Annotated in this window: 27 protein-coding genes; 14 read left to right on the top strand and 13 right to left on the bottom strand. The window is 50.9% G+C overall.

The features are described from left to right. The first annotated feature begins 226 nt into the window (after positions 1–226). The gene (locus tag H6F76_RS11385) at positions 227–367 is read left to right on the top strand and encodes a hypothetical protein (protein ID WP_190508268.1); all 141 of its coding nucleotides are present in this window, start codon (positions 227–229) and stop codon (positions 365–367) included. A gap of 310 nt (positions 368–677) precedes the next feature. Here H6F76_RS11385 and H6F76_RS11380 read toward each other — a convergent pair whose 3' ends face one another. The 4 genes from H6F76_RS11380 to H6F76_RS11365 all read right to left on the bottom strand — a co-directional run bounded on the left by H6F76_RS11380 (position 678) and on the right by H6F76_RS11365 (position 5,063). Continuing rightward, positions 678–1,424, bottom strand: a complete 747-nt coding sequence (locus tag H6F76_RS11380) for a hypothetical protein (RefSeq protein ID WP_190508266.1) — start codon at positions 1,422–1,424, stop codon at positions 678–680. Next, entirely contained in the window at positions 1,421–2,629 is a 1,209-nt protein-coding gene (corA, locus tag H6F76_RS11375; RefSeq protein WP_190454670.1) for a magnesium/cobalt transporter CorA, read from the bottom strand. The genes H6F76_RS11380 and corA overlap by 4 nt, the downstream gene beginning before the upstream one ends. Before the next feature lie 284 nt (positions 2,630–2,913). Continuing rightward, entirely contained in the window at positions 2,914–4,587 is a 1,674-nt protein-coding gene (gene groL / locus H6F76_RS11370) for a chaperonin GroEL (protein ID WP_190508264.1), read from the bottom strand. A gap of 92 nt (positions 4,588–4,679) precedes the next feature. Continuing rightward, positions 4,680–5,063, bottom strand: coding sequence for a helix-turn-helix domain-containing protein (locus H6F76_RS11365; protein ID WP_190508262.1), 384 nt, complete (start codon positions 5,061–5,063; stop codon positions 4,680–4,682). A 258-nt stretch (positions 5,064–5,321) separates the two neighbouring features. On the opposite strand from H6F76_RS11365, the gene H6F76_RS11360 reads away from it, so the two are divergent. Further along, positions 5,322–6,335, top strand: a complete 1,014-nt coding sequence (locus H6F76_RS11360) for an NAD(P)-dependent alcohol dehydrogenase (protein ID WP_190508261.1) — start codon at positions 5,322–5,324, stop codon at positions 6,333–6,335. Between the two features lie 107 nt (positions 6,336–6,442). Here the strand turns inward: H6F76_RS11360 and fabG are convergent, their stop codons facing one another. Further along, positions 6,443–7,207 carry a 3-oxoacyl-[acyl-carrier-protein] reductase gene (gene fabG / locus H6F76_RS11355; RefSeq protein WP_190454658.1) on the bottom strand — a complete coding sequence of 255 codons (765 nt, stop codon included), beginning with the start codon at positions 7,205–7,207 and terminating at the stop codon, positions 6,443–6,445. A 238-nt stretch (positions 7,208–7,445) separates the two neighbouring features. On the opposite strand from fabG, the gene trxA reads away from it, so the two are divergent. The 4 genes from trxA (at position 7,446) to H6F76_RS11335 (ending at position 11,141) form a co-directional block, all read left to right on the top strand. Continuing rightward, positions 7,446–7,763, top strand: coding sequence for a thioredoxin (gene trxA / locus H6F76_RS11350; RefSeq protein WP_190454652.1), 318 nt, complete (start codon positions 7,446–7,448; stop codon positions 7,761–7,763). Between the two features lie 426 nt (positions 7,764–8,189). After that, entirely contained in the window at positions 8,190–8,474 is a 285-nt protein-coding gene (locus H6F76_RS11345) for an HU family DNA-binding protein (protein ID WP_190454649.1), read from the top strand. A 19-nt stretch (positions 8,475–8,493) separates the two neighbouring features. Further along, on the top strand, positions 8,494–9,582 hold the full coding sequence (cobD, locus tag H6F76_RS11340) for a threonine-phosphate decarboxylase CobD (protein WP_190508259.1): 1,089 nt from the start codon (positions 8,494–8,496) through the stop codon (positions 9,580–9,582). 74 nt (positions 9,583–9,656) lie between these two features. Next, the gene (locus H6F76_RS11335; RefSeq protein ID WP_190508257.1) at positions 9,657–11,141 is read left to right on the top strand and encodes an FAD-dependent oxidoreductase; all 1,485 of its coding nucleotides are present in this window, start codon (positions 9,657–9,659) and stop codon (positions 11,139–11,141) included. Positions 11,142–11,262: 121 nt separating this feature from the next. Here H6F76_RS11335 and dcd read toward each other — a convergent pair whose 3' ends face one another. Both dcd and H6F76_RS11325 read right to left on the bottom strand, forming a co-directional pair. Next, complete coding sequence (gene dcd / locus H6F76_RS11330; protein ID WP_190454644.1) at positions 11,263–11,844, bottom strand: dCTP deaminase; 582 nt, start codon at positions 11,842–11,844, stop codon at positions 11,263–11,265. 67 nt (positions 11,845–11,911) lie between these two features. After that, positions 11,912–12,448, bottom strand: a complete 537-nt coding sequence (locus H6F76_RS11325; protein WP_190454641.1) for a P-loop NTPase family protein — start codon at positions 12,446–12,448, stop codon at positions 11,912–11,914. A 212-nt stretch (positions 12,449–12,660) separates the two neighbouring features. Between H6F76_RS11325 and H6F76_RS11320 the strand changes: the two genes are divergently transcribed. Both H6F76_RS11320 and rph read left to right on the top strand, forming a co-directional pair. Then, positions 12,661–13,215, top strand: coding sequence for an adenylate kinase (locus tag H6F76_RS11320; protein ID WP_190508255.1), 555 nt, complete (start codon positions 12,661–12,663; stop codon positions 13,213–13,215). Positions 13,216–13,284: 69 nt separating this feature from the next. Continuing rightward, a complete protein-coding gene (rph, locus tag H6F76_RS11315) occupies positions 13,285–13,998 on the top strand; it encodes a ribonuclease PH (RefSeq protein WP_190508253.1) in 714 nt (237 codons plus the stop codon). A gap of 137 nt (positions 13,999–14,135) precedes the next feature. Here the strand turns inward: rph and H6F76_RS11310 are convergent, their stop codons facing one another. Then, positions 14,136–15,584: an ATP-dependent DNA helicase RecQ gene (locus tag H6F76_RS11310; protein ID WP_190508250.1), complete on the bottom strand. Its 1,449-nt coding sequence runs from the start codon at positions 15,582–15,584 to the stop codon at positions 14,136–14,138. Positions 15,585–16,010: 426 nt separating this feature from the next. On the opposite strand from H6F76_RS11310, the gene H6F76_RS11305 reads away from it, so the two are divergent. Then, positions 16,011–16,586, top strand: a complete 576-nt coding sequence (locus H6F76_RS11305) for a TMEM175 family protein (RefSeq protein WP_190508248.1) — start codon at positions 16,011–16,013, stop codon at positions 16,584–16,586. Here the strand turns inward: H6F76_RS11305 and H6F76_RS31010 are convergent. Next, entirely contained in the window at positions 16,576–16,710 is a 135-nt protein-coding gene (locus H6F76_RS31010; protein ID WP_277881214.1) for a hypothetical protein, read from the bottom strand. The genes H6F76_RS11305 and H6F76_RS31010 overlap by 11 nt on opposite strands. 42 nt (positions 16,711–16,752) lie before the next feature. Here H6F76_RS31010 and zds point away from each other — a divergent pair, with 42 nt between their 5' ends. The 3 genes from zds to H6F76_RS11290 all read left to right on the top strand — a co-directional run bounded on the left by zds (position 16,753) and on the right by H6F76_RS11290 (position 20,255). After that, positions 16,753–18,222, top strand: coding sequence for a 9,9'-di-cis-zeta-carotene desaturase (zds, locus tag H6F76_RS11300; RefSeq protein ID WP_190508950.1), 1,470 nt, complete (start codon positions 16,753–16,755; stop codon positions 18,220–18,222). Between the two features lie 89 nt (positions 18,223–18,311). After that, complete coding sequence (locus tag H6F76_RS11295; RefSeq protein ID WP_190454625.1) at positions 18,312–18,761, top strand: SRPBCC family protein; 450 nt, start codon at positions 18,312–18,314, stop codon at positions 18,759–18,761. A gap of 321 nt (positions 18,762–19,082) precedes the next feature. Then, positions 19,083–20,255 (top strand): LL-diaminopimelate aminotransferase, encoded by a 1,173-nt coding sequence (locus tag H6F76_RS11290; protein ID WP_190508246.1) that lies wholly within the window; start codon positions 19,083–19,085, stop codon positions 20,253–20,255. A 729-nt stretch (positions 20,256–20,984) separates the two neighbouring features. Here the strand turns inward: H6F76_RS11290 and H6F76_RS31460 are convergent. The 3 genes from H6F76_RS31460 to H6F76_RS31005 form a co-directional block, all read right to left on the bottom strand. Further along, a complete protein-coding gene (locus H6F76_RS31460) occupies positions 20,985–22,556 on the bottom strand; it encodes a tetratricopeptide repeat protein (protein WP_190508244.1) in 1,572 nt (523 codons plus the stop codon). Between the two features lie 144 nt (positions 22,557–22,700). Continuing rightward, complete coding sequence (locus tag H6F76_RS11280) at positions 22,701–24,371, bottom strand: dynamin family protein (RefSeq protein WP_190508242.1); 1,671 nt, start codon at positions 24,369–24,371, stop codon at positions 22,701–22,703. Positions 24,372–24,509: 138 nt separating this feature from the next. Continuing rightward, positions 24,510–24,632 carry a hypothetical protein gene (locus H6F76_RS31005; protein WP_277881213.1) on the bottom strand — a complete coding sequence of 41 codons (123 nt, stop codon included), beginning with the start codon at positions 24,630–24,632 and terminating at the stop codon, positions 24,510–24,512. On the opposite strand from H6F76_RS31005, the gene H6F76_RS11275 reads away from it, so the two are divergent. Both H6F76_RS11275 and H6F76_RS11270 read left to right on the top strand, forming a co-directional pair. After that, on the top strand, positions 24,633–25,109 hold the full coding sequence (locus H6F76_RS11275; RefSeq protein ID WP_190508240.1) for an Hsp20/alpha crystallin family protein: 477 nt from the start codon (positions 24,633–24,635) through the stop codon (positions 25,107–25,109). Between the two features lie 396 nt (positions 25,110–25,505). Continuing rightward, a complete protein-coding gene (locus tag H6F76_RS11270; protein WP_190508238.1) occupies positions 25,506–26,066 on the top strand; it encodes a hypothetical protein in 561 nt (186 codons plus the stop codon). Between the two features lie 19 nt (positions 26,067–26,085). On the opposite strand, the gene H6F76_RS11265 is transcribed toward H6F76_RS11270, so the two are convergent. Beyond that, positions 26,086–26,751 carry a DNA-3-methyladenine glycosylase gene (locus H6F76_RS11265; RefSeq protein ID WP_199322056.1) on the bottom strand — a complete coding sequence of 222 codons (666 nt, stop codon included), beginning with the start codon at positions 26,749–26,751 and terminating at the stop codon, positions 26,086–26,088. Between the last annotated feature and the right edge of the window lie 34 nt (positions 26,752–26,785).

The raw sequence follows: 26,785 nt of genomic DNA, 5'->3' as shown, positions 1-26,785 counted from the left end.
AGCACACCCCAAAGCAACTGTGGCGGCAGCGGCGATCGCACCAGCGCCTAACCTGCGTTTACATTTAGTTGGCTAAACTATCTTCATATCTTCATTCGGGGGCTTCATCCATTCTCCGGATGGATAGGACACTTTTCCAAACAAAACGGCAGAGCAATCGCCCTGCCGTCAACATATAAATCTAGACATTACCGCTTTAGTAGCGTTTATCTTTTGAGGAACATTCTTGAACCAGACAACGCTCGAACAGTGCAATTTGATGCAAACGGTAAAAGTGACGCGGGTTAAGTACAACCTTAAACCTGGAGTCAAAGACTGGCTGGGTCAGAAATTGTCGGAATGGGAAGTAAAGCTTTGCGTGTTGTAAGGAAAACATAAGAAAAATTCCAGGTAGCAAGGGCGGGCAACACCCACGACAGGCAAGCAAGGCGCTGCTTGGTGATTTGCCACTACAACCATGCCAAAATTACGCCTAAAACCCCCTGTGAAGATTGCGGATCTTCCTCCATCATTTTTTTTGATGTCTGTATTTCTATGGAGAAAGGATCGGTGATCAGCTATCTAAAGGGCTTAAAGTAAGCACAAACGTTGTTCAGCCCTTGCCTCTTTTAACAAAGTAAGAGCGCTACCTTACATTATTTGACATCCTCTGCCCCTCTTCTGCTCTGCTCCGCTGCCTAAGACTTTGGATTCCATGGCAGCCCTGCTGTCCAGGGGAGCTTGTGCATGACGAATTTGCAGAGTATATAGACACGATCGCCACTGACCGTTCCATGCGGACCCACAATGCGAAATGCCAGTTCGAGGAAGAAGGTCAGATCGGTATAGCGTTGCATAAACCGCGCGTATCGTTCTTTTGCCTTAGCAGGTGCCTTTATACCTGGCTTTGATAAGTCGATCAGGGGTTTGGTCACCTCAATTTCCAGGTTTGCTGGAGACGTACTATCAAGCTTGTCTGCCTTTCGTTCGCCTTTTCGCTGGAGTAAATCTTCAGCCGTGATAGTTTCCTTAAGTGTACTGTTAGGCGTAATCGTGCTAAACACTTGATTTTGAAAGAGATCTACAGTGGTACCAGGCATTAAACGGGTGACCCGGCGCGATCGACCATCTAGATCCGTGAAGGCACAGTAATCCCAATCCACATAGAGCGAAATGCCGTGCGGTTTATCATCAACGGGTTCATAAGCTGCTTGATTTTTGATGCTAATCGCCAGTTGCTTAAGCTTGTCAAACTCATAACGGCTATCAAATTTGAAGCTGATGTCAATTAAGCCCTCTAGGTTCTGATTCTCTAACTGTTGCCTGAGAAAATCTGCATCTAAATGAATCGTAAACTCATCGTTGAAGGCATCAACAATCAGGTACAGAAAATAGGCAATACACAGCACATAAGCTGTCAGAATAATCGGATCAACAGGGTTCATCGGCGCATTGAAGAATGAAGCTGTTTTTGTTCAGCAGTGCTGCTTTTAGCGCTGACCGTCGAGAAATTCTCAAACCATCCTCGCCGCCAGAAAAGGAAGAGCATACTCACACCAATCAGTGCCATTAATACCATGACTAGCGGGTAACCCCAATACCAATTGAGTTCAGGCATATTCACTGGTGATTTTTCAGTGTTAAAATTCATGCCGTAAATCCCGGCAATAAACGTAAGCGGAATAAAGATAGATGAAATCACGGTTAGCAGCTTCATAATTTCGTTCATCTTATTGCTAACTGACGAGAGATACACATCCATCAAACTGGCTGCCAACTCACGATAGGTTTCTACCATATCAAGCACCTGAATGGCATGGTCGTAACAATCGCGAAGATAGATATGTACATCGGGACTAATTAAATCACTGCCATCACGAATGAGTGCATTAATAGCATCACGCTGGGGCCAGATGGCACGTCGCAAGCCTAATAATTCGCGTTTAACGGTGTGAATTTTTTCTAGAGTTTGACGCGACGGACTCTCGACCACTTCATTTTCCAGTGCTTCAATCTGCTCGCCATATTCTTCCAAAACCGGGAAGAAGCCATCAATAATCGAGTCCAGCAGACTATAAGCCAGATAGTCTGCGCCTTGCTTGCGGATGTTACCTTTGCCAGTACGAATACGCTCACGAATGGGACCAAAGCAGTCGTATTCTGGTTCTTCCTGCACCGTCAACAGGTAGTGCCGACCCAAGATGAGACTGACTTGTTCACTAATAAAACCATTGCCAGATGACTTCAGCGTCACCATGCGCGCAATAACCAGCAGTTGATCGTCATAATCCTCGATTTTGGGACGCTGTGGAACATTAACAATATCTTCAAGCACAAGTGGATGAAGGTTAAACACATTTCCCAAACGGCGCAGCACATCTTCGCTACCCAGACCTTTTACATCCACCCAGGAGACAGATTCAGTATCCAGGTAGGGAATGCAGTCTTCGGGCGTTTCAACTTCTAGCCGAGTCGCTAGTGCTTCGTTATAGTCGATCAGCACAATGACAGGCGGAGACGCATCCGCTTCGATGTTGAGCGTTCCCGGCATACTGCCTGGAGTGTCGTAGAAATAGTCGAAGTGGGAATCGTCATCGGATGACGTATGAACTGATGGCAGGGTAGTAGTAGAAAAGCGATGCTCGACCATCTAGTAGTTCCTCGTAACGAGTTGACTGAGTGTCTTCCCTATTTAATCAACTTTGCTCGATAAATGATGGTCTTACAGCATTTGTCAGGTTGCTTAGTAACGGTTTTGGGAGCTTAGGGGTTATGGCAAAAGGATGAAGGATAAAGGATGAGGGAGGAATAGAAGCTCTGGTAGATACAAATGAACCGTCTGTAAGCGGGCTAAGCGATCGCCAGCAAAAAAGCAGCCTGTCGTTAACAAGCTGCTCTAAAGAATCCTAAAGGGATGGATCTAGCGCGGTTGGACTACATCATGCCCATACCGCCCATGCCGCCCATACCGCCCATGCCACCCATACCGCCCATGCCACCCATGTCAGGAGCACCGCCGCCAGCACCTTTTGGTTCAGGCTTTTCGACGACCAGTGCTTCGGTGGTGAGTACCATGCCTGCGATCGAGGCTGCATCTTGAATGGCAGAGCGTACGACCTTAGCAGGATCAACGATTCCCGCTGCAATCAGGTCTTCATAGACATCGGTGAGAGCGTTATAGCCAGTGTTGAAGTCAGAATGACGGACTTTTTCGACGACAACGGTGCCTTCAACACCAGCATTGTCTGCAATTTGACGCAGAGGGGCTTCTAGTGCCTTGATGACAATATCGGCTCCGATTTGTTCTTCAGCGCTCAAGCTGTTTCTAAACTCAGCCAGTTTGGGGATGAGGTGGATCAGCGTGGTGCCACCACCAGGAACGATACCTTCTTCAACGGCTGCTTTAGTCGCGTTGAGGGCATCTTCAATGCGGAGCTTGCGGTTTTTAAGTTCCGTCTCAGTTGCGGCACCGACTTTGATGACCGCTACGCCACCTGCTAACTTAGCAATGCGTTCTTGCAGTTTTTCTTTGTCATATTCAGAATCGCTGCGATCGAGTTCCTTGCGGATTTGCTCAACGCGCTGGTCGATGTCCTTTTTGTTTTCTTCCCCAGAGACGATCGTGGTGGAGTCTTTAGTGATGGTGATTTTCTGTGCTTTACCCAGCATTTCGAGGGTGACAGTATCAAGGCTGAGTCCGATTTCTTCGGAAACAACTTGCCCACCCGTCAGAACGGCAATGTCTTGCAGCAGCGCTTTACGACGTTCGCCAAAGCCAGGTGCCTTGATTGCGGTTGCGTTGAGCACGCCACGGAGACGGTTGACGACAAGGGTTGCCAGCGCTTCGCCTTCTACATCTTCGGCGATGATCAGCAGGGGTTGCCCTGATCGCGCGATTTTCTCCAGCACGGGAATCAGATCCTGGATGGAGCTGATTTTTTTGTCGGCGATCAGAATAAGGGGATTGTCCAATTCGGCAATCATCCGTTCGCCATCAGTGACAAAGTACGGGGAAATGTAGCCGCGATCGATCTGCATCCCTTCTACCAAGTCCAACTCAGTGCTGAGGGATTTGGATTCTTCGACGGTGATCACGCCATCTTTGCCAACTTTATCCATCGCTTCAGCGATCATGGAGCCGACTTCTTCATCGTTACCCGATGAAACGGTAGCAACTTGGGCGATCGCGTTTCCTTCCACAGGTTTAGCGACTGCCTGAATTTCTTCCACCAGTTTGATCACAGCTTTCTCAATGCCGCGTCGTAGGGCAACTGGGTTGGTGCCAGCGGCGACATTTTTCATGCCTTCGCGAATCATGGCTTGGGCGAGCACGGTAGCAGTGGTAGTGCCATCGCCTGCCAGATCCTTCGTTTTAGACGCAACTTCACGGATGAGAGCAGCGCCTGTATTTTCCAGCGGATCTTCTAGCTCGATTTCTCTAGCGATCGTCACACCGTCGTTCACAATCTGGGGTGCGCCATACTTCTTTTCCAAAAGGACGTTTCGACCTTTGGGACCCAGGGTCACGCGAACGGCATCTGCCAGCGCATTCACGCCTCGCTCTAATGCCTGCCGCGATTCGTCATTGAAGACAACAATTTTTGCCATAACTACTCGCTCAGTTCTCCACATTGACTTTAGCACTCTCTGCGATCGAGTGCTAAGGAATCAGGAATTCCGTTGCGAGTTAGATTTTTGAGTCAAGCGGTGGTGTCTGCCGAGGCGCGATCGACCGCATGGACTTGCTTCTGCTGGGTCAACTGGCTGGTATATTGCTCACCCCATGTCCGCATCAACAGCAAAATTGGCTCCAGGCTACGACCAAATTCAGTGAGTGAATACTCAACTTTTGGCGGCACCTCAGCATAAACAGTCCGCAAGACTACGCCATCCTGCTCTAGCTCTCGCAGTTGCAGCGTCAACATACGCTGAGTGCAACCATCAATCAGCCGATGGAGTTCATTAAAACGCTTTGTGCCTTCTAAAAGGTGAAAAAGAATCACACCTTTCCAGCGTCCGCCAATGACATCCAGAGTAGCTTCTACCGCACATCCGTAGCGGCAAACGTTCTGTCGTTTTCGCATAGCAGTTCTCAGACAGGATACTTTTTGATAGTACTCTACAAAAATGTGCGTACTTGGCAAAATGTAGGCAAACCTCCAAAATCAAGGTGTTCGGAGGACTAAGGGGCGGAAGGGGCAGAGGGAGCAGGGGAGGCAGAGGAGCAATCAAATCTCTCTCTACTCAAAATGCAAAGCATAAAACTTAAATCTTCCCTTGCTCCTCCCGCTTTCCCTGCGTCCCCTGCTTTCCCCCTCCCTTACCCTTATTAGGAGATTTCTATGCAAGCGTATGAATTACGTAATGATCAGCCGGGATTAGAGGCACTAACTCTAGTAGAGCGACCTAATCCGCAGCCGCAAGTAGGGCAAGTTTTAGTGAAGATGCACGCTGCCTCATTGAACTATCGGGATTTACTGGTGATAAAGGGAGCGTACGGTTCCCAAGCGATACAGCCGATCGTGCCGCTTTCGGATGGTGCAGGCGAAGTCGTTGCCGTAGGGTCGGGCGTGAACCGTGTACAGATTGGCGATCGCGTAGCAGGAGCCTTTATGCAAACGTTTCTGGCAGGCGAACTGACCTCAGAAAAAGCAAAATCCGCGCTGGGTGGGGCGATCGATGGCGTGCTGGCAGAATACGTGGTGTTTAGTGAGCAAGGCATCGTTAAAATTCCCGCTCATCTTTCCTATGAGGAAGCCGCAACGTTACCGTGCGCGGCGGTTACTGCCTGGAATGCGCTGGTAGCTGAAGGGCAACTAAAAGCGGGCGACACCGTTTTACTGCAAGGCACGGGCGGGGTCTCACTCTTTGCACTGCAATTTGCCAGGATGATGGGGGCAACGGTCATCATTACCAGTAGCAGCGATGCCAAACTGGAGCGGGCAAAGCAATTGGGAGCCGCTGTTGGCATTAATTACAAAACGACACCCCACTGGGAGGAAGCGGTCTGGGCACTGACAGACCACAGAGGCGTTGATCATGTGATTGAGGTGGGTGGCTCAAACACCTTGTCTCAGTCGTTGAGAGCCGTTCGTTATGGGGGCAGAATTGCTTTAATTGGCGTGCTAACGGGCACGGCTGGAGACGTTCAAACCAGCGCTATTCTGCATAAACACGTCCGCGTTCAAGGCATCTATGTTGGCTCCCGCGATTTGTTTGAGACAATGAATCGGGCGATCGCGTTGCACAAAATGCAACCCGTTATCGATCGGACGTTTCCCTTCTCTGCTGCGAAGGAAGCCATGCGCTATCTAGAAAGCGGCGCACACTTTGGCAAAGTCGTGATCAGCATTTGAGCAATTTTTTAGCTTTCAGCCGTCAGCGGTCAGCTTTTAGCCTTCATCCTTTAGCCTTCTTCTTTACTTCTGCCCTCTGCCCTCAGCCTTCTTCTGCTCTCTGCCCCCTAAGCCATCACCATCCCACCATCAACATTCATCACCTGTCCTGTGATGTAGGCAGCAGCAGGGTCAGCCGCCAGGAAGCGAATCAGCCCCGCCACTTCTTCAGGCTTGCCGTAGCGTCCTAACGGAATAAATTGCAAGATAGCATCTGCCTTAACGTCAGCCGTCATGTCTGTTGTGATAAAGCCAGGAGCGACTGCATTCACCGTGATGCCGCGGGTTGCCAATTCTTTTGCGACTGTTTTGGTGAAGCCAATGACACCTGCTTTAGCAGCGCTATAGTTTGCCTGACCAGGATTGCCCATTTGCCCTGCAACAGAGGTGATGTTGACGATGCGACCCGATCGCTGCTTCAGCATAATTTTGCTTACGGCGCGGGTACACAAAAAGACACCTGTTAGGTTGAGGTCAATAACTGCCTGCCAGTCCTCTGGTTTCATCCGTAGCAGCAGCGTATCGCGGGTGATGCCAGCATTGTTGACCAACACATCCACCTGCCCCCACTTCTCCATGACAGCGTTGATTAACCCATCCACCTGATCGGCTTTAGACACATCTGCAGGAAGGGCGATCGCGCTACTGCCCAAAGCCTCAACCTCTGCCACCACCTGATCGGCAGCTTCCCGAGAACTGGCATAGTTAACCACAACCGTTGCCCCTTCTGCCGCCAACGCTAGAGCCGTAGCACGACCAATGCCGCGTGAGGCTCCGGTGACGATCGCCACTTTTCCCTGTAGTCGTTGCTGGCTAGTTGGCAGTGCTTCCATAGTCCTTTCTCCAAATGTCGCTCAATGATCATAGAGGAAAGGGGGAGTAGGGAGTAGGCTTCGACGTAAGGGCTTAGCCGAGCGGGAGTAAACAAGGAGGGCAGACGAGGCAGAGGGCAAAGGGCAAAGGGCAGAGGGGGCAGGGGAAACAAAAGAAGGGGGAGCGAGCCGACGGGATGAGGGGCGATCGGTGTTAGCAGGATTAGGATAGAAGAGTGGCACTTGGAGAATTTGAATAATGGCAGTAAACAAGCAGTTTGATAGCTTTGAGGAGTTGCTTTCTGGCTCAGAATTGCCCGTTTTGGTAGATTTTTATGCAACCTGGTGCGGTCCTTGTCAAATGATGGCAGGCATTTTAGAGCAAGTAAATGCTCAAATGAAGCATCAGGTAAAGGTCATCAAGATTGATACAGAAAAGTACCCTCAATTAGCATCAGAGCACCAAATTCATGCGCTGCCAACGTTGGTGCTGTTTAAGCAGGGGCAACCTGTAGAGCGCATTGAAGGCGTTGTGCCTGCGGAGCAATTAATTCAACGGCTGAAAGCGCTGGTGTAGGCAATGAAGGGTAAGGAGTAAGGGGTAGGAAAGGTTTTGAGTTTTGCCTTGCCCTGCGTTACCAGTGAATGAGGCAGAGCACGGCTTATGTGGCTTTAGCAGCAGTTCAGTAGTTCAGCTTTGCCTTCCGCCTCTGCTTCCCTAGCCTCTTGTTGCTAGCCGCTATCCACGCCCCAAAGCCTTTATCTATATGGCTTTCTTATAGCTGCGGGTGTCTGGAATTAGCAAAAAAGTCTCAAAAGCCACATATCTTAAAGGTTTCGCCGATCCAGAGCGAATGGATCGCTTTAGAATAAGGCATTAAAAGTTCGAGTGCGTCGGTGTTTCAGCCGTTTTATAGAAATTCAAGCAGAATCTTTAATTGCTGGATTTCGCTCGAAACCCCGATAAACACTGCGTTATGCCCTAAAAAACTAAGGAGAACCTATGAATAAGGGAGAGTTGGTGGATGCTGTGGCAGATAAAGCCAGCGTGACGAAAAAGCAGGCTGATGCGGTGCTGACGGCTGCTTTGGAAGCGATCGTCGAAGCCGTGAGCGAGGGTGACAAAGTAACGCTCGTTGGCTTTGGTTCCTTTGAGCCACGGGAGCGCAAAGCCCGCGAGGGACGTAACCCCAAAACGGGTGACAAGATGGATATTCCTGCGACGAAGGTGCCAGCATTTTCAGCCGGAAAGCTGTTTAGGGAGAAGGTTGCTCCTGAAAAGCAATAACGATTCGGCGATTGCGCCTTTGCCTGACCGTCCGCAGCATGGGGGAAATTTAGTTTGGGCAGCATCGCTTGCTCACTGTTCCCCCTCTGCCATTCTTGATTTTTCTGCCAGTATTAATCCGCTAGGTCCCCCAGAATCTGCGATCGCTGCCATTCAAGCGCACTTGGGCGACCTGAAGGCGTACCCTGACCCTCAATATAGTGCGTTGCGATCAGCGCTCGGTGCATTCCATCACATGCCACCAGAGTATATTCTTCCTGGTAATGGTGCGGCTGAACTGTTGACCTGGGCGTGTCGTGATTTAGCGGCGTTGGACGCTACTTGCCTGTTTACGCCTGCCTTTAGTGACTATCAGCGAGCGCTTAAAGCCTTCAACGCTCACGTCTTGGCACGTCCGTTAGCACCTCAGGACGATCGCCATTGGAATTTTGAACAGGCTTTGCCGCTCGAAGCCGGTAAGCAGCGATTGAATGGTCAAGCGCTTGGGCTATTGCTCAACAATCCGCATAACCCGACTGGGAGCCTTTTAACAAAGCACTGCTTGCAGCCGCATTTGCATGATTACGCGCTGGTGGTAGTAGATGAAGCATTTATGGACTTCTTGCCACCAGACAAGCAGCAGAGCGTGATTGATCTGGTTTTGGAGCAACCAAATTTGGTGGTATTGCGATCGCTCACGAAGTTTTACAGCCTGCCGGGGCTGCGGTTGGGCTACGCGGTCGCCCATCCCGATCGGCTCAAGCGTTGGCAAGAGTGGCGCGACCCCTGGTCTGTGAATGCACTAGCAGCAGCAGCAGGTGCAGTGATGGTGCAAGACACCGCATTTCAGCAGCAGACGTGGGAGTGGCTGGCGGCAGCAAAGCCTCGGTTGTTTCACGGTTTAGCTAGCTTGCCGGGGTTACAGCCGTCTCCTGGTGCAGCGAATTTTTTGCTGGTCGAGTCGGATCGATCGGTCGTGCAACTGCAAATGGAACTTTTGAAGCGACACCAGATCCTGATTCGGGATTGTTTGAGTTTTCCATCACTAGGCGATCGCTATTTCCGTGTCGCCATTCGCACTGAGGCTGAAAACCAGCGGTTAATAGACGGCTTAAGTTGCATCCTCTGAAAGGGAAAGTAGGGTTAGTGTTAAGTTGTGTGCCTTCATAGTTTCAACTTCTGCCCCCTTTCTTCTCTCCCTTTATGCCTGTTGATTACGATCTGGTTGTTATTGGTGGTAGTGCGGCTGGCATTCAGGCAGCGATCGCGGCGGCTCAGCTCAAAGCCCGTGTAGTGCTGGTGGATCAGGGCTGTGCTACTAGTAAGATAAGCGATGCTCACGTGCTAAGTGCTATGGGGCAAACGCTTAGACAGTTACAGCGAGGGGTACAGCTAGGTCTTGAGACGATAGAGGCAACGCTTCCGTCTGAAGCAACAGTGTGGACGCAAGCAAAACGCTGGTCGGTTGCGGCAAAGACTGCCAGCACTGAAATGCATTCTCCCGCTGTCCTCTCTGCTATGGGAATCGAGGTGATTGCTGGCTTTGGTGAGTTTCATCGCAAACCCCAACTCGGCTTGCTGGTTAATGGTCGATCGCTGCGATCGTGTGCTTACCTTTTGGCGATCGATTCTCTTCGTGTCAGCTTCCAAACCGAGCCAACAGGGGTTGGAACAGTGCTACCGCCGCTTGCAGCGATTGATGGACTGACCACTGTTGGCTACTTGACGGCTGATGTGGTTTTACAAAAACTGCCTTCACTGGCATCTCGTCAACTCGTCATCATTGGCAGGGAAGCGATCGGCGTTGAATTGGCGCAAAGCCTGGTGCGGCTTGGACGATCGGTCATGCTCATTGTGCCGGATGCCCAATTGCTCCCGCACGAAGATGCCGAAGCCGCCTTTTTGATTCAGGCGCAGCTAGAAGCAGAAGGCGTAGAGGTTTTAACGGGAACGAGTGTGAGCCAGGTACGAGAAATTGACGGTAAAAAATGGGTACAGGCAGGCAATCGGGCGATCGAAACGGACGAAATCATCCTGGCTATGACACCACCGTTTGACCAAACCAGCCTCAATCTGCCAGCCGCAAACGTCAAACAGTCATCCTCAGGCATTCTGGTCAATGCGAAACTACAAACCACCAATCCTTGCATCTACGCCTGTCGGGGACGGATTGCTGGTTACGATACTCCGCACATTGCGCTCGCTGACGCTAAAGTCGCCCTCAAAAATGCGCTGTTTCTGCCGATCGCCAAAGTCACCGATCGCCCTATTCTCAGCGTTGTTGCCACCCACCCACCTTTAGCACGAGTGGGACAAACCGAAACCGCTGCCGTTCAACGCTATGGCAATGACGTAACCATCCTCCGCCAACCCTTCAAAACGCTGGCTAAAGCCCAACTTCAAGATGAAACAACCGGCTTTTGCAAACTGCTGGTGCATCGCAATGGCGAACTTCTGGGCGCACACATCGTTGGTTGGCAAGCGGAAGAACTAATTAGCACGATCGCCCTTGCTATGCAGCAAAAACTCAAAATTCAGGCGATCGCTGCTCTCGTGTTACCGTCATCGTCTCTCGCCGTAATCCTTCAACAAACTGCCGCCGAATGGCAGCGCCTTCGATTGCAGAGAAACACTAGATTGCAGGATTTTCTGGAAGGCTTTTTCAACTGGCGGCGATCGGTAAACTGAGGCGTAGTTGCTAGCGGTTGGTTGTTAGTTTTTAGAAGGAGTCAGAAAACAGAAGCCAGGAGTCAGAAACCACGAATCAGAAGATGAAAGGTAAAAGCTGACCGCTGACTGCTGACCGCTATCACACCCTTGCTAGCGTCACCTTCTCTGGCTGATCTTGATACTTGCCGCGTCGAGTTTCGTAGCTTACAGCGCAGGGCGCTCCTTCCAAAAAGAGCAATTGAACAACACCTTCGCCTGCATAAATGCGGCAATCAGCGCTAGACGAGTTGGAAAATTCTAGTGTCAAATAACCGCGCCAACCAGCCTCGGCAGGCGTTAAGTTCGCAATAATGCCGCAACGAGCATAGGTACTCTTACCAATGCAAACCACCGTCACGTTTTCAGGCACTTCCAGCTTTTCTAGCGCCACCCCTAAGCCGTAAGAATGGGCAGGCAAAATAAAGTGATGTCCGTCCTCACCTGCATGGAGTTGGGCGGGTTCTAGATTGGCAGGGTTAAAGTTTTTGGGGTCAACCACTGTGCCAGGGATGTGCTTAAAAATCCGAAACTCAGAGGGTGAAAGTCTCAGGTCGTAACCGTAGCTGCTCAACCCGTAGGAAATAACTGGCAAGCCATCGACTTTTCTAACTAATTGTGGCTCAAAGGGACTAATCATTCCCTGTTCAGCCATTTGTGTAATCCAAGTGTCGTTTTTAATCATGACTGGTTAGGTTTGATGGCTCTGAGTGATGACTATCTTTGTAAAGCTGATAGCTGAACGCTAAAGGCTAAGGCTGATGGCTACGCCGGAGTTCGGTGATTTGATCCGCTACGTCAAGGAGCGATCGCGGCATTTCTGGTCCCGTAAGGATAATATCCACGTGACGCGGACGCTGTTGCAGGAGTGATAGCACCTCTGTATCAGCAATCAGCCCAAAATTGACTGCCAAACTCAGTTCATCCAGCACTACCAGTTCGTATTTACCTTCCAGGACGATCGCCTGCGTATACTCCCACAGCTCCAACAGCGATCGCGTCTCCTCTTCATCCAACTGGGGCGTATCAATACAGCGCGGCAAATTGCAGCGAATCCAGTCCAGGTTTTGACCCAATTGCACCGGATGCTCGTAGCCTTGACCAATACCACCCTTGAGAAACTGCACGACCAATACGGGTGTGCCCTGTCCAGCAATCCGCAACGCCTGCGCCATCACGTTGGTAAAAAAGCTGCGATGCGAACACGTAAAAACCTGTACCAGCCCTTCAACCCGATGGGTGAGTTGATGACCGACATCGATCGAGGGGGTTTCGATCTGTGAAACCATAAGCTATATCCAGGTAACGATTAACTAGTATCAGCGTTAGTCTTAAACTTTTTGAAGTACTCAGAATCTAGCGTGATTTGCAGGGTTTCTCCCACATCAAACACTATATGTAATAGTCCGTCAAGCATAAGGTACTAATCATACGATCGTGCAGTGGTGTCATGAGAAATGGTGCAAAATAGCCTTGAGCCAAGCAGCAGGAGCCGTCAGCCATGAAACTCGTTATTTTGGGAGGACCAGGAGCCGGAAAAGGAACGCAAGCAGAGCAACTGTGTCAATCGTTAGGCATCACTGGGATTTCAACTGGCGATATTCTGCGAAGCGCGATCGCAGCTCAAACGGAACTGGGCAAGCAGGTGCAAACGCAAGTTGAGCAGGGTGAATTGGTCTCCGATAACAGCATGATTGACCTCATTCGACAGCGCTTATTGCAACCAGATGTGGTGCAAGGCTGGCTGCTCGAAGGCTATCCTCGCACGGCGTTTCAGGCAGAGGAGCTTGATTTTCTGCTCGATACACTTGACCAGCAGTTGGATTTTGCGATTTTACTTCAGGTTCCCGACTCGGTTTTGGTCAGTCGTTCGCTGACAAGAGCCAGAACTGACGATACCTTAGAAGCAATTCAGCGGCGCATCACTCTCTTTCATGAGTGCACTACGCCACTGCTGGAGTACTACGCTATGCGCGATCGCCTACTCAAGGTCGATGGCAATCAGGCGATCGCTCAGGTACAGCAAGCAATCGTGCAACAGCTCAAGCCGCAGTAAGAACAGTCGTGCCCCTAGCCCCCTAGCTCTAACCCCTGTATCCTGAGCAAGGGGATTTGAGGCAAACGTATGGCTTGGCAGCGTCCAGATGGTCGACGATCGAATCAGTTGCGCCCGGTGAGCTTTGAGCGCAACTTTACGCGCTTTGCAGCAGCATCGGTGTTAGCAAAATGTGGTGATACGCAGGTGCTTTGTAATGTCTCCATTCAGCCGAAAGTGCCCAGATTTTTGGAAGGTAAGGGGCAGGGCTGGCTAACGGCAGAATATCGTATGCTGCCCGGTGCCACGCCAGATCGCCAGGAGCGAGAACTCATGAAGCTCTCTGGTCGGACGCAGGAGATTCAACGATTGATTGGGCGCAGTTTGCGATCGACCCTGGATATGGCACTGCTGGGCGAACGCACGATCGTCGTTGATGCCGATGTGCTGCAAGCGGATGCTGGTACACGCACCACGTCCATCACGGGCGGCTTTGTGGCGCTGAAGGATGCACTGGATCAACTGGTGGCAAAGGGGGAACTGGCGCGATCGCCCATCATCCATCAAGTGGCTGCGGTTTCTGTGGGATTGATTGATGACCAACCCTTACTCGACCTCAACTATCCCGAAGATGTCGCCGCCGAGCTTGACTGCAATGTGGTAATGAACGAAAAGCTGGAATTGATCGAAATTCAAGGCACTGCCGAAACAGGTAGCTTTAGCCGTGCCCAACTCAACCGCATTCTGGACACTGCTGAAAAGGGCATTCAGGAGTTGCTAGACGCACAGCTTCGCGCGTTTTAGCCTCTAGCAGGCTTGTTGTCGTGACGATTAAACGACGATCGCTGAGGTTTGAAAGACGGCAAAGAGAGTTCTAGCTTACTTCTTGGCTTCCTCGATCGGTCGAACTGACGTTTAGTTTTATTCTCAGCCCCCAGGCTCTAGTGGCGGCAGTTATCACAGTGCCCACAGCGTAAGTTCAATGCGTCTGCCTCAAACCCAAACGCACTAAGCAAAAAGCGCCAACGACAGTCTCGCGTTTTAAGGTACTCGGTCATCTGTTTGGCAGCCTGAGTATTTGATTGTCCTGTGCGATCAACGTTTCCAGACTTCATCACGTAATGGAACGGATCAGACCATTCCAGGTGTCCGGTGCTGTTGAGCAGAGAGAGGGCGATCGCGCCATCCTTAAATTGTCTGCTAACGCTAGCGACATCCCCTTGAGTTGGCAATTTGTGGCTAAGTGCCTGCGCTGATCGCTGCTGCTTTTGTGCCTGTTCGACAAAAAACTGTCGTCGCTGTTTGTCTTCTGGATCAAGCCAGCCTGTTGTCTCGCTGATGAGCGTCAGAGCTGTAGCAGGTTTTCCGTCCCGTCCGGCTCGTCCGACTTCCTGCACATACTCTGATAGCAGCAGCGGCGAGTGAAAATGCACGACCCAACGGCAATCTGGTTTGTCAATCCCCATGCCAAAGGCGCAGGTGCAGATAACGAACTGTATTGTGCCACCTAACCAGGCTTTTTCAAGCTGCCGACGCTCATCAGCACTCAGCCCTGCATGATAGGCTGCCGTCTGAAAACCTTGCTGCGACAGCCACTCTGCCAGAGTTTCACTATCGCGACGAGTGCGGACATACACTAATCCCGCTTGCCCTAGCTGCGCTTGAATAAACTTCAGCATTTGCTGCCGTCGCTGCCTGGGTGTCCAAACTACCTGCACATTGAGGTGCAAATTGGTGCGGTAGGGATTGAGCCGAAAGACTTCTGGCTGTTGGAGTTGCAGCACTCGCTGAATCGTTTGCTGAGCGTCAGGGTTGGCAGTGGCAGTGAAGGCAGCGATCGCAATCTTTGTCCCCTCTGGCTTACACTTCAGTAAGGCTGGACGCACTATACCCAACCGATAATACGCTGGACGAAATGTATCGCCCCACTGGACCAAGCAGTGAGCCTCGTCCAAAATGAGTCCGTTAATTTTGAGATTGGGCTGACATAACCGCTCCCAGACAGCCTCACTCAGCAGCGTTTCAGGCGAAAGGTAGAGCAACCGCAGACTTTGGTTTTCTAATGCCCACAACGTTTGTCGGCGCTGTTGTTTGGACACTTCACTATGCAGCAAGGCGGCAGGCAAACGGCGTTGGCGAAGTTCCTGCACCTGGTTTTCCATCAGCGCCACCAATGGCGACACAACGATCGTCAACCCAGTTTGCATCAACGCTGGAAGCTGAAAACAGAGGGATTTCCCCCCGCCAGTCGGCATGATGATCAGCGCGTCCCGTTGCTCCAGCAAGCACTGGACAATTTCTCCCTGAGGTGATCGAAAATCGTCATACCCCCAAATCTGTTTCAGCTTCGCGCGAATGGTTTCACGCACAGACACAGTCGGATGATTCATGCTTGATGCTTCCCTGATGACACGCTTCTGTAGAAGTCATTGCTTCAGAATGCCCAACTTCGCCATGTCGATCGAAGCAGCACACAGGTCGATCAATGTGCCTGGTAGAACGGTCAGTCGTAGGTAAATTCTGCTTGTGGCTAGGAAGTGAATCAACAGGGCTTTATACTGGGTTCACTTTAAGCATGAAGACAATTGACACAACGCAGTGTCATAACTGTTTTCGGATGACCAGACTAGACTGCGTCATGCAGTTTTTGATCACGGGTAACGCGGGAACATTACGATAAGCCCCTTACCTTCTACCATTGCATCAGAGCTATTGTTGTGTCTCTGACGGCGAGCGCTGCAAAACATAGAGCTTTTTGGGGTCGAACCGACAGCCTATTTTCAACGTGTGAAAGCACAAAAAGGAGCATCAATACTATGGGAAAAGGCAGGTTAGAAGCATTCAGCGATGGTGTCCTTGCTATCATCATCACGATCATGGTGCTGGAAATGAAGGTGCCGCATAAAGCCGATCTGTCAGAGCTACGTCCGCTGATTCCAATCTTTTTGAGCTATGTTCTCAGTTATGTCTATATCGGCATCTACTGGAACAATCATCACCACCTATTTCAGGCAGTTCACTCTGTAAAAGGCAGTGTTCTCTGGGCGAATTTGCATTTGTTATTCTGGTTGTCACTCTTTCCGTTTATGACTGGTTGGATGGGCGAGAACGCCTTTGCTGCCATCCCCGTTGCAGTCTATGGTGTGGTGCTCATGTTTGCCGCGATCGCTTACTTTATTTTGACCCGCGTCCTCATTGCTAGCCACGGTAAGGATTCTACTTTGGGGACGGCTATCAGGGAGGACTTTAAAGGTAAGATTTCGGTCATCCTTTATGCGGTGGCTATTCCACTGGCTTTTGTCAATGCGTGGGTTGCCTGCTTAATCTACACTGTGATCGCAATCTTTTGGCTCATCCCCGATCGTCGCATTGAAAAAACTCTCATTCAGTAAGGCGATCGCTCCATTGCATCAGGTGTTGACGACGGTCGAATGCTAAGAATGACGAGCCTGATACGCCAATTTCGCCAATGGGTGAATCAGTTGCAGTAAGCGCCTGCCGCTCATCTACCCGCACATTCCTTTACAATATGTGAAGCAATCTAAGCGAGAAGACAGAATGCGAGTTGCGATCGTGGGCGCGGGACTGGCAGGTTTGGCAGCAGCCGTTGAGTTAGCCGATGCCGGACATGAAGTGGAAATTTTTGAGTCTCGTCCGTTTGTGGGTGGCAAGGTAGGCAGTTGGGTTGATGCAGACGGCAACCATTTAGAAATGGGTCTGCACGTCTTTTTTGGCTGCTACTACAACCTGTTTGACCTAATGAAAAAGGTGGGAGCCTTTGAGAGTTTGCTGCTCAAGGAACACACCCATACCTTCATTAACCGCGGTGGACAAACCGGGATGCTGGATTTTCGCTTCATCACCGGTGCGCCCTTTAATGGTTTGAAGGCATTCTTCACGACCTCCCAGCTTTCGGTGCAGGATAAAGTGCAGAACGCGATCGCCCTTGGCACCAGCCCTATTGTGCGTGGCTTGGTAGACTTTGACGGTGCCATGAAAAGCATTCGCAACTTGGATGGTATCAGCTTTGCCGACTGGTTTCGCAAGCAAGGTGGCTCGAACGGTAGTCTGAAGCGGATGTGGAACCCGATCGCCTATGCCCTCGGTTTCATTGACACCGAAAATATCTCTGCTCGCTGTATGCTCACTATCTTTCAGTTCTTTGCTGCTAAGACAGAAGCCTCAGTGCTGCGAATGTTAGAAGGGTCGCCCCACGAGTATCTGCACAAGCCGATCGTGGACTACCTGGAAGCCCGCGGCACCAAGATCCATACTCGCCGCCGTATTCGTCAGGTTCTCTTTGAAGGCGAAGGCGATCAAACCCACGTCACAGGCTTAGTCGTTACCAAAGATGACACTGAAGAGACGATCGCGGCTGATGCCTACCTCGCCGCCTGCGATATCCCCGGTATTCAACGACTTTTGCCTACCGAATGGCGTACCTGGAAAGAGTTCGACAATATCTACAAGCTGGATGCGGTTCCTGTGGCGACTGTGCAGCTTCGCTTTGATGGCTGGGTAACAGAGCTGCATGACTCCGCGCAACGCAAACAACTGGATCACGCTACTGGCATTGATAACCTGCTCTACACGCCCGATGCTGACTTTTCTTGCTTTGCTGATATGGCGCTGACAAGCCCCAGCAATTACTACCGCGAAGGAGAAGGTTCTCTACTGCAACTGGTGCTAACTCCGGGCGATCCATTTATCAAACAGAGCAATGAGGCGATCGCGCAACACGTCCTTAAACAAGTCCACGACCTTTTCCCTTCCTCCCGCGACCTCAAGATGACCTGGTACAGTGTTGTTAAACTTGCCCAATCCCTCTATCGCGAGGCTCCCGGCATGGATCCGTATCGTCCTGCACAAAAAACGCCGATCGCTAACTTCTTCCTTGCGGGCAGTTACACTCAGCAAGATTATATCGATAGCATGGAAGGAGCAACCATCTCTGGTAGACAAGCCGCACAAGCGATTCTGGAACCAACAGGGCACAAGGTTCAAGGCATGGGATTGTTTAACTACTAGGGAAGAGACAGAAAGGCTAAACGCTAAAGGCTGAAAGTATTGCCAGTAGTCAAATCAACTCAAAACTCAAAACTCATAACTTTTCCCTCATGTCCAACTGGCTCGAACACAGCGTCCAAGTAGAAGTTGATGCCCCGATCGAAGTTGTCTGGGGTCTTTGGTCTGACCTGGAGCAAATGCCCCGATGGATGAAGTGGATTGATTCTGTCAAAGTCCTTGAAGACCAGCCTGAACTGTCGCGCTGGAAGCTGGCAACGGGAGGTTTGGAGTTTACCTGGCTCTCTCGCATTGCGAAGGTGGTGCAGAATCAAATTATTCAATGGGAATCAGTCGATGGGTTGCCTAACCGGGGTGCGATTCGCTTTTACGATCGCGGTGATAAAGGCAGCATCGTCAAAATGTCCGTCGGCTACGCGATTCCTGGCTTTCTCGGTCAACTCCTTGATAATCTCTTCATTGGGCGAGTGGTGGAATCAACGCTGCACGCAGATTTAGAGCGGTTTCGGCAATATGCGCTCCAAGCAAAAGCGAATCTGTGATTTTAGGCTGACAATCCAATGAGCTAGCTATATGAACTGAAGCGGTATGGCTTTGCTGACGTGCTTGGTCGAAGCAAAGGATGAAAGCATTAGTGTCTTGCCCCAAGCGTTAGAACAGTACAAGTCTTCTCGGCAGCGTTTTAAGCCGTGAGCCAAAGGGCTGGCACACGCCACAACAGCTATCTTTTTGTTTGCGAAGCCTATAGCAGCTAGCCCAAAACGATAGACTGAAGTTTCTCAGTTGACAACACTTCTTTAAGTCGATCGCCAGGTGTAACCTAACGGAGTACGCCCAAGCTTGACGGCTCAATGCTAACTGCCATGCAATTTGCTAACCGCCTTAAATCGCTACAGTCCAATGTGTTTGCCGATATGGATCAGGCAAAAGCTAGAGCTAGAGCAGCAGGGCAGACTTTGATTGACCTTTCCTTAGGATCGTCTGACTTGCCTGCTGATGCGTCTGTGCTGGATGCGATCGCTCGTTCCTTGCCTGACCCAGAAACACACGGCTATCTCCTGTACCACGGTACACGGGCGTTTCGGCAAGCGGCAGCTACCTGGTACACCCAGAAGTTTGGCGTTGCCGTTGATCCAGAAACAGAAGTTTTGTCGCTGATCGGTTCTCAAGAAGGCACTGCACATTTGCCTTTGGCGATTCTAAATCCAGGTGATTTTGCGTTACTGCAAGATCCTGGCTACCCGTCTCATGCAGGCGGCGTTTATTTAGCAGGTGGGCAGATCTATCCCATGCCACTGCACATCGATCGCGATTTTCTACCTGCGTTTGAGGATATCCCTGCCCCTGTCCTGGCGCAAGCACGCCTGATGGTATTGAGCTATCCTCACAATCCCACGACCGCGATCGCGCCCTTGTCTTTCTTTCTGTCTGCGGTCGCCTTTTGTCAGCAGCATAATTTAGTGCTGGTACATGACTTTCCGTATGCAGATTTCGTGTTTGACGGGGTTCAGCCACCCTCTATACTGCAAGCCGATCCTGATAAGACGGTTTCGATCGAGTTTTTTACCATGTCCAAGTCCTACAACATGGGCGGATTTCGGGTGGGGTATGCGATCGGCAATGCGGCTCTTATTCGGGCGCTGCGACAGGTCAAGACGGTGGTTGACTTTAACCAGTATCGAGGGATTTTAAATGGGGCGATCGCCGCCTTAACGGGAACACAAGCGAACGTTGAGGCAAGTGTCAAAATCTTTCGTCAGCGTCGTGATGCATTTGTAGACGCACTGCATCAGATTGGTTGGGAGGTGCCCTCACCAGCCGCCACGATGTACGTTTGGGCAAAACTGCCGGAACCCTGGGCAACGCAATCCGTCCATTTTTGTACCCAGCTAGTCGAAGCGACGGGTGTAGCCGTCTCGCCTGGTGCTGGCTTTGGTAAGTCTGGTGAAGGATACGTGCGGTTTGCTCTGGTTCACGAACCCGCCATTTTAGAGACAGCCGTGGCTAGAATCGCTGACTTCTTGCATTCCCACTGATAAAGCAGCGGTTCCTCATAGAGCAAGGTATAGGTGATTAGGGAAGCATGGCGTCAGTAGGTGCCGCAGTAAGTAAAAACCGCTATAACGCTGGCTTTCAACCTGTTTGTCTTCATCTAAACTTCACTAGATTGAACCCTGACTTTACCAATTCAAGCGCATCCGGGTTTATACTTGAAAATGTAGAAAGTAATTCAGGCGAACGGTAAACCTACTGAGAAGACAGGACTTGATAAGATGCCCTGTCAGTAGCTATGGCTCGCGGAAATGTTTTCACAATCTATCATGAGAGGCTAAGGGGGCAGTTTTGCCCCTTTTTTTTGGCTGTATGGCTTCACTTGTAGCAGTCGAAGAGAACGTTAGGGCAGACACAAACCTGAAACTTCCTTTAAACAAGGCTTCTATTTAGCCTTCATCCTTTTGCTATGCCTTTGCTTCACCAGACGCAACTAAGCTTGTTGCTTGACTGCTAGCTCTCTACAGCTTCGTACTGTCGCTCATACTTCCTAAGCAAATAGAAGCTTTAAGTAGGAGGGTTAAATTAAGCACTACTTAGAGATCGAGTTTCGACTGTGCTCAACCTGCCCACAAACAGGACTGGGAGTCTTGAGACTTCGGCGTGCGCTTTCGACCTGAGCTTTTGACCTGAGCGCTCAAGCTGAAGGGCGCTCAGCCGAAACGTTGAACGCGAAGTCGAAATGCAGCTTGTAAATGATTACACCTACGTACTTAATTGTTTACAGGAAGTGACTTCAATGCGTGCACGACGCGATCGAGTACACCTTGCCAGTCATTTAGTTTAGATTGACGGAACAAACGCATTGTAGGATACCAGGGGGTATCTTCGCGGTGTAACATCCAGCGCCAATCGGGTTGCAAGGTGAGCAAGACCCATACTGGTTTACCAAGGGCACCAGCTAGATGAGCGATCGATGTATCGACTGTAATAACCAGATCCAACTGAGCGATCGCCGCAGCGGTCTCTGCCATATCATTGAGCCGATTGCTCAAATCCTGTACTTGAGACTCCCAACCCAATTCTGACAAATGCGTTTGAGCAATGCCTTTTTGCAAACTGTAGTAAGCGATGTCAGGCAATTGCAGCAACGGTTGAAAATGAACCAACGGACAAGAGCGGCTCTGATTTTTTTTATACAAATGCCCACCAGACCAGACGATGCCAACTTTCAGCCGTGCTGTTGCAGGTGCTGCTAGTTGCAAAGCAGACTGAGGCGGTTGCAAATAGGGTATTGGTGCAGGCACATTCTCTAGCGTTGTACCCAAAATGCCCGGTAGGCTCATGAGCGGGGCATAAACGTCAAAATTGGGTGGGGGATAGCCAAGCGGCACTAGCTGATTAATACCGGGCATTGTTGACAAGAGGCGCATCAAGGGCTGATGACAGGTCAGCACAATGCGCGCCCCCCGCTGCTTTACGAGCGCAGCATACCGAATAAATTGAAGCGTATCGCCTAAGCCTTGCTCCGCATGAAGCAGAATCGTGCGTCCTGTGAGATCAGACCCGTCCCAGAGAGGCTGCCGGAAGGGGCAAGGCGGAAATTCGCGCGTTTTTAAGCGCCACTCGTACTCTGGAAACCCCTGCTGATAGTCACCTTCGGTCAACAAGATAAGCGATCGGTTATAGCGAGCATTCGCATCCGTTGGGTTTAGCGCTAGAGCCTGATTGAAGCACGATAAGGCTTCCTGGGTATTGCCATCTTCTTGCAGTGCCGTACCTAAACTATTAAGGGCGTCAGGATAATGGGGTCGTATTGCCAGTGCTCGACGGTGATAGGCGATCGCGGCAGACGTCTTGCCTTGCTGTTGCAAAAGGGTGCCGATCGTATTGAGTGCCACCGCATCATCAGGCTGAACGGATACGGCTTGCAGGTAGTAACTCAAAGCTTCGTCCAGCTTGCCTTGCTCAACCAGAATGCTGCCTAGATTATGGTAAGCCTGCTGGTTTTCGGGCTGAAAGGTGATGATTTGACTGTAAGAATCGATCGCCTCTTCAATCAGTTGTTTGCCCCGTTTCCAAAGGGCAACGCTAAGATTTTCGCGCGCACTGACATAGCCTGGACGCAACGCTAATGCTTGCCGATAGAGGGTAATGCCCTCGTCTAGCCCACCTTTTTGGCAGGCAATCACACCTAGCAGATTCAGCGCGTCAACCTGTTGGGGCTGCTGCTGTAAAATCTGACGATAAAGCTGTTCTGCCTGGGGCAACCGTCCGGCTTGATGATGAGCCGTAGCCGTCGCAAGCGTTTCTGGAATATTGAGTTGGGAGGGGTAGCTTTGCACGGGTGAGGGTTAAGGGGTGAGGAGAGAGGAGTTGATTTAGCTTGAGTTGATTCAGTAATGAGCAATTAGCGTTTCGACTTCTGCCATATTCTCATAACCAACAAGACGTTTCTGAGCAATGTTAAGGTGGGAGTCGGGTTTGCTTTAGTTGACCGAAACCTGCTCGATCGCGCCCTGCAAGTTAGCTAGGGTGTTTTGCAACAACTCTAGCTGATGGTGCTGATGGGTCAGGGCGATCGGCTCTTGTGCGGCATCAAAGCGAAGGACTGGTGCTGCGATCGCCTCATAGCGCTGTAATGCTGCCAGGTTCAGGCTGCTGAAGTTGACCAGATAATCTCTTGCTGCTTCCAGGTACGCATAGGTTGTAGGTGCAGTCGAAACAGGCGGCGGTGTTGGTTTGCCTACATTGAGCGATTTGTTGAGCAGGTAAGAGGCACTACCCAATACAGCACCGCCAACGGGACCACCCAGCACCCATCCGATACCCGTAGCGATCGCGGTCGGTGTCAAATCGCCCGTTTTAGAGGGACTGGCTGGCGTTGAAGACTCTGGGGCAACCTCGACCGACGGTGCGGGTGGAAACGCGACCAGCAATTGGTGAGGACGCGATCGCTCAAAAAACTCGCACGCTTGCTGCACCCACTTTGCTACTGCCTGCTGGTGGTCGATCGCCGCGGTTTTGAACGCGCCCGTTTCCCAAGTTTGGAACTGCCCGTTTTGCAGTGCTTGTGCCGCGTCGTCCTGGTAGCGATCGAGTAAATTAGTGAGGGCTAACCAGTCGCTAAAGTCTGCTGCACTCTTCGCAAAGCCCGTTTCAAGCAACCGCGATGCCTTTTGCTGAATCTCATGCTTTTGCTGGCGCTTGTTAGCCGCAGTTTGCAATACCGCCGTCACCTCATCGACTTTTGCTTGCAGCGCTTGTGCAACCACGTGGGCGATCGCTGTTACCCGTGGCAACCGTATTTCCGTTTGCTCTTGCTGCGCCTGGACGATCGTCTGCAGGGCTGATTCAAACGTGGGTAAACCTGCTGTTTGCGCCGCTGCCATATCGCCCTTCAGTCTAGCTCTTAGTGCTGGCAGCGCATCCACGCGATAAAGATTGCTGATACCAGGTGGCAACCTGGAGCGAAAACTTTCTGCCACAAAGCGCAGGCGATTGTAAACCTGCTTCTGCTCGTCTGGTTCTAGCAAATTCAGAAAATTGACCACAAACACAACGGTTTCAATGCCGCGATCGAGCAACCAATCGCGCAAGTGCTCCCGTTCGCCCAGCGTCATTAGCTTGCGTCCATCCAGCACCTGCACGACTAGATCGGCACTCAGCAGTTGATCTTTCACCAGCGCATCTTGCTCGTCGCGATCGTTCGTCCCCGGCAGATCCATCAGTTCCACGCCCGTTTGCAGAAAGGGATGGGGACACAGCACTTCTACAGACGCAACATCCTGACGCATCCGGCGATCGTCATCCAGAATGGCAAAGCGCTTGAGTACCTCTGTCCCGGGTTCGTTAATGACAGCGCCATCAGTGAGCCGAATACACGTTTGCAGACTCTCACCGTAGCGCACTGTAATTGCTGCGCCTGTAGTGGGAATCAGGTCGATCGGCAATGCCCGCTCACCCAACAGCGCATTCAGCAATGTCGATTTGCCATAGTTGAACGGACCAAAGACCGCCACTCGATAGCTAGACCGCACACACTGATCGCACACGGCTGATACGTCTCGCTGAAGCTGGGAGTTGCGATCGAGTTCTAGCAAACCGACCGCTGCTCTGAGGCGATCGAACAACTGCTGGTAAGCATCCGGCTGTACCATTGGCACTTTCCTGAAAGCGTGTCTCTACAATAACAATGCCCATAGCGGGGCGGTAGATAGCAGTCGGGGAGTGGGGGGTAGGGGGTGGGGAGTAGGGAGTGGGAAAAGCAGGGAAAAACTCGAAACTCCTTCTACCTTTTACCTTCTATCTGGTTGGGCAACCTGAACATCCCCGGTACGGTTTACCTGACTGCGTTTCAGGCGCGATCGCGGCACTATAAAAGAGTCGATTTCAATCTTGATCCAAAAGGAGATAGACATATGTTAGTTCGTTACTGGCAACCCTGGCGTGAAATTGAATCCCTGCGTCGTCAGATGGACAATGTGTTCGATGAACTGACACAAACCACTAATAGCGAAGCGTCCTGGACTCCCGCTGTGGAGCTAAAAGACACTGGCGAAGCACTATTGTTGCGGGCACAATTACCTGGTATGGAAGCCAAAGACCTGGATATTCAGGTAACGAAAGAAGCGGTTTCCCTTTCTGGTGAACACCGTCATGAGGAAAAGACTGAGAAGGATGGCTTCTTCCGCACCGAGTTCCGTTATGGCAAATTCCAGCGTGTGATTCCGCTACCCGTTGCAGTGCAGAACGATCGCGTTGAGGCTAACTACAAGGATGGAGTTTTGAGCCTCACACTGCCAAAGGTTGAAGAAGTCCATAATAAGGCGGTCAAGATCAACCTGACGGGTGCTGAACAGCCCGCCGCAACTCTTGAAGCTAGCGGTCGCAACTAAAACCAGCATTGCACTTCAAGCGCTGTTACATCTAGCTGTCACATCTAACTATGGTGAGTTAATCATCACTCTCTACTAACGCAATCTAAGCGAACCAAGTTCGCTTCAAGCAGGATAGGCACCACGCTTACCCTGCTTTTTTTTGCATTACAGCCACATTCCTTTGTCCATTTCCCTACGTTCCAATGCCTCCAGCAGCACTCTAGGCAAGTCATCAGGGCAGGCTCAGGGACATTGAAACAACCTCTGTAATCTGTCCTTGTAATCTACATCACACTTCATCATAGTTTCGATCACACGATCGTCTAGTTGAGATCACGCATATTCGCTGACTGTATCACCTGTTCATTCTCTGAAAAGCTCGATATTACTTGTATTGCAAGCCCCCGAAAAACTATGTCAGTTCAATCTACCGTCGTTGCATCGATCGCCCTCGTCCCTAAAACCGCCTTACGCCCCTTTGAGAAATTGCTGACCGGCGTTGTACTTACTTGTGCCATTAGCTTAGTAACGCAGGGACAGGGATTGACCCATAGCAGTGAAATTCCTGCCACCAAAGCTCTGCCTGCAAATGTTGTAGCGGTTTCTCGTGCGGCGACTAACTCGATGCCCAATGGCACCTATCTCTACGGTCAGGCTCCTAAAGCAGGACAATTAGGTGCAACCTATTTAGTCTTTGAAGTGAACAAAGGCAACGTGACAGGCGCGTTTTATATGCCTCGATCGTCCTTTGATTGTGTGCATGGGACGCTTCAGGCGCAACAGTTGGCGCTCACTGTCGTTAATAGCTACGAGCAAGCCAGCTATCCCTATGCGGTTGCCCTTCAAAGCAGTGGTACTTCTGCATCCTTCACACAGCCCAACGTTACGCCTATTAGTTTAAAGGGCTACTATCCCATCAAGCAGCTTAGTGCAGGCGATCGACGTCTTTTGTCTACCTGTAAAGCCAGCCGTTAAAGACGTTTGGTCTTCTGGCTTAGGGCTTGGCTGTACTTGCAGGCGTAGTGATATCTAGGCTGCGCCAGAGATACCAGGAGGCGATCGTACGGTAGGGTCGCCACGGTTGTCCAATGCGCTCAACGGTTTTCTTATTCGGTAACTCTGCTAAACCATAGGCGCGACGAATGCCAGAGCGAATGCCGAGATCATCAACAGGCAGCACATCCCAACGATGCAGCCGAAAGATGAGCAACATTTGCACTGTCCAGCGTCCCACACCTTTAATGGGGATGAGCGTTTGCACGATCGCCTCATCGTCCATCGCGTCCAACTCAGCCATTGTGGGCAGTCCATCCAGCGTTTTTTGCGCCAGATCTTTCAGATACACAATTTTGGGACGTGAGATACCTGCACTTCGCAAGTCCTCATCCGGCGTATTGAGCAGCTCAGCGGCAGTTGGGAACCCCTGGTGAGGGTAAAGTGCTAGAAAGCGACGATGGATTGCAGCAGCAGCTTTGCCGGACAACTGTTGGTAAAGGATTGATTCGCAAAGGCAATACAGCAAATCGCCCTTTTGCCGTCCCAGATTTAAGGTGCAGGCACCCACTTGCTCAATGAGAGTTGCCAAAATAGGATCAGCTTGGGTAAGAGCGGCGATCGCTACTGAGTAGTCGATCGACTCTTCTAATTGAGATGTAGTCATCGGCGGAATTAAAGCTCACGTTCAGTCATCCTTC

The sequence above is a fragment of the Leptolyngbya sp. FACHB-321 genome (assembly GCF_014695975.1).
GTDB lineage: Bacteria > Cyanobacteriota > Cyanobacteriia > Leptolyngbyales > Leptolyngbyaceae > Stenomitos.
Note: the sequence above shows the minus strand (reverse complement) of the source record. Positions and strands in the feature narration are given on the sequence as shown.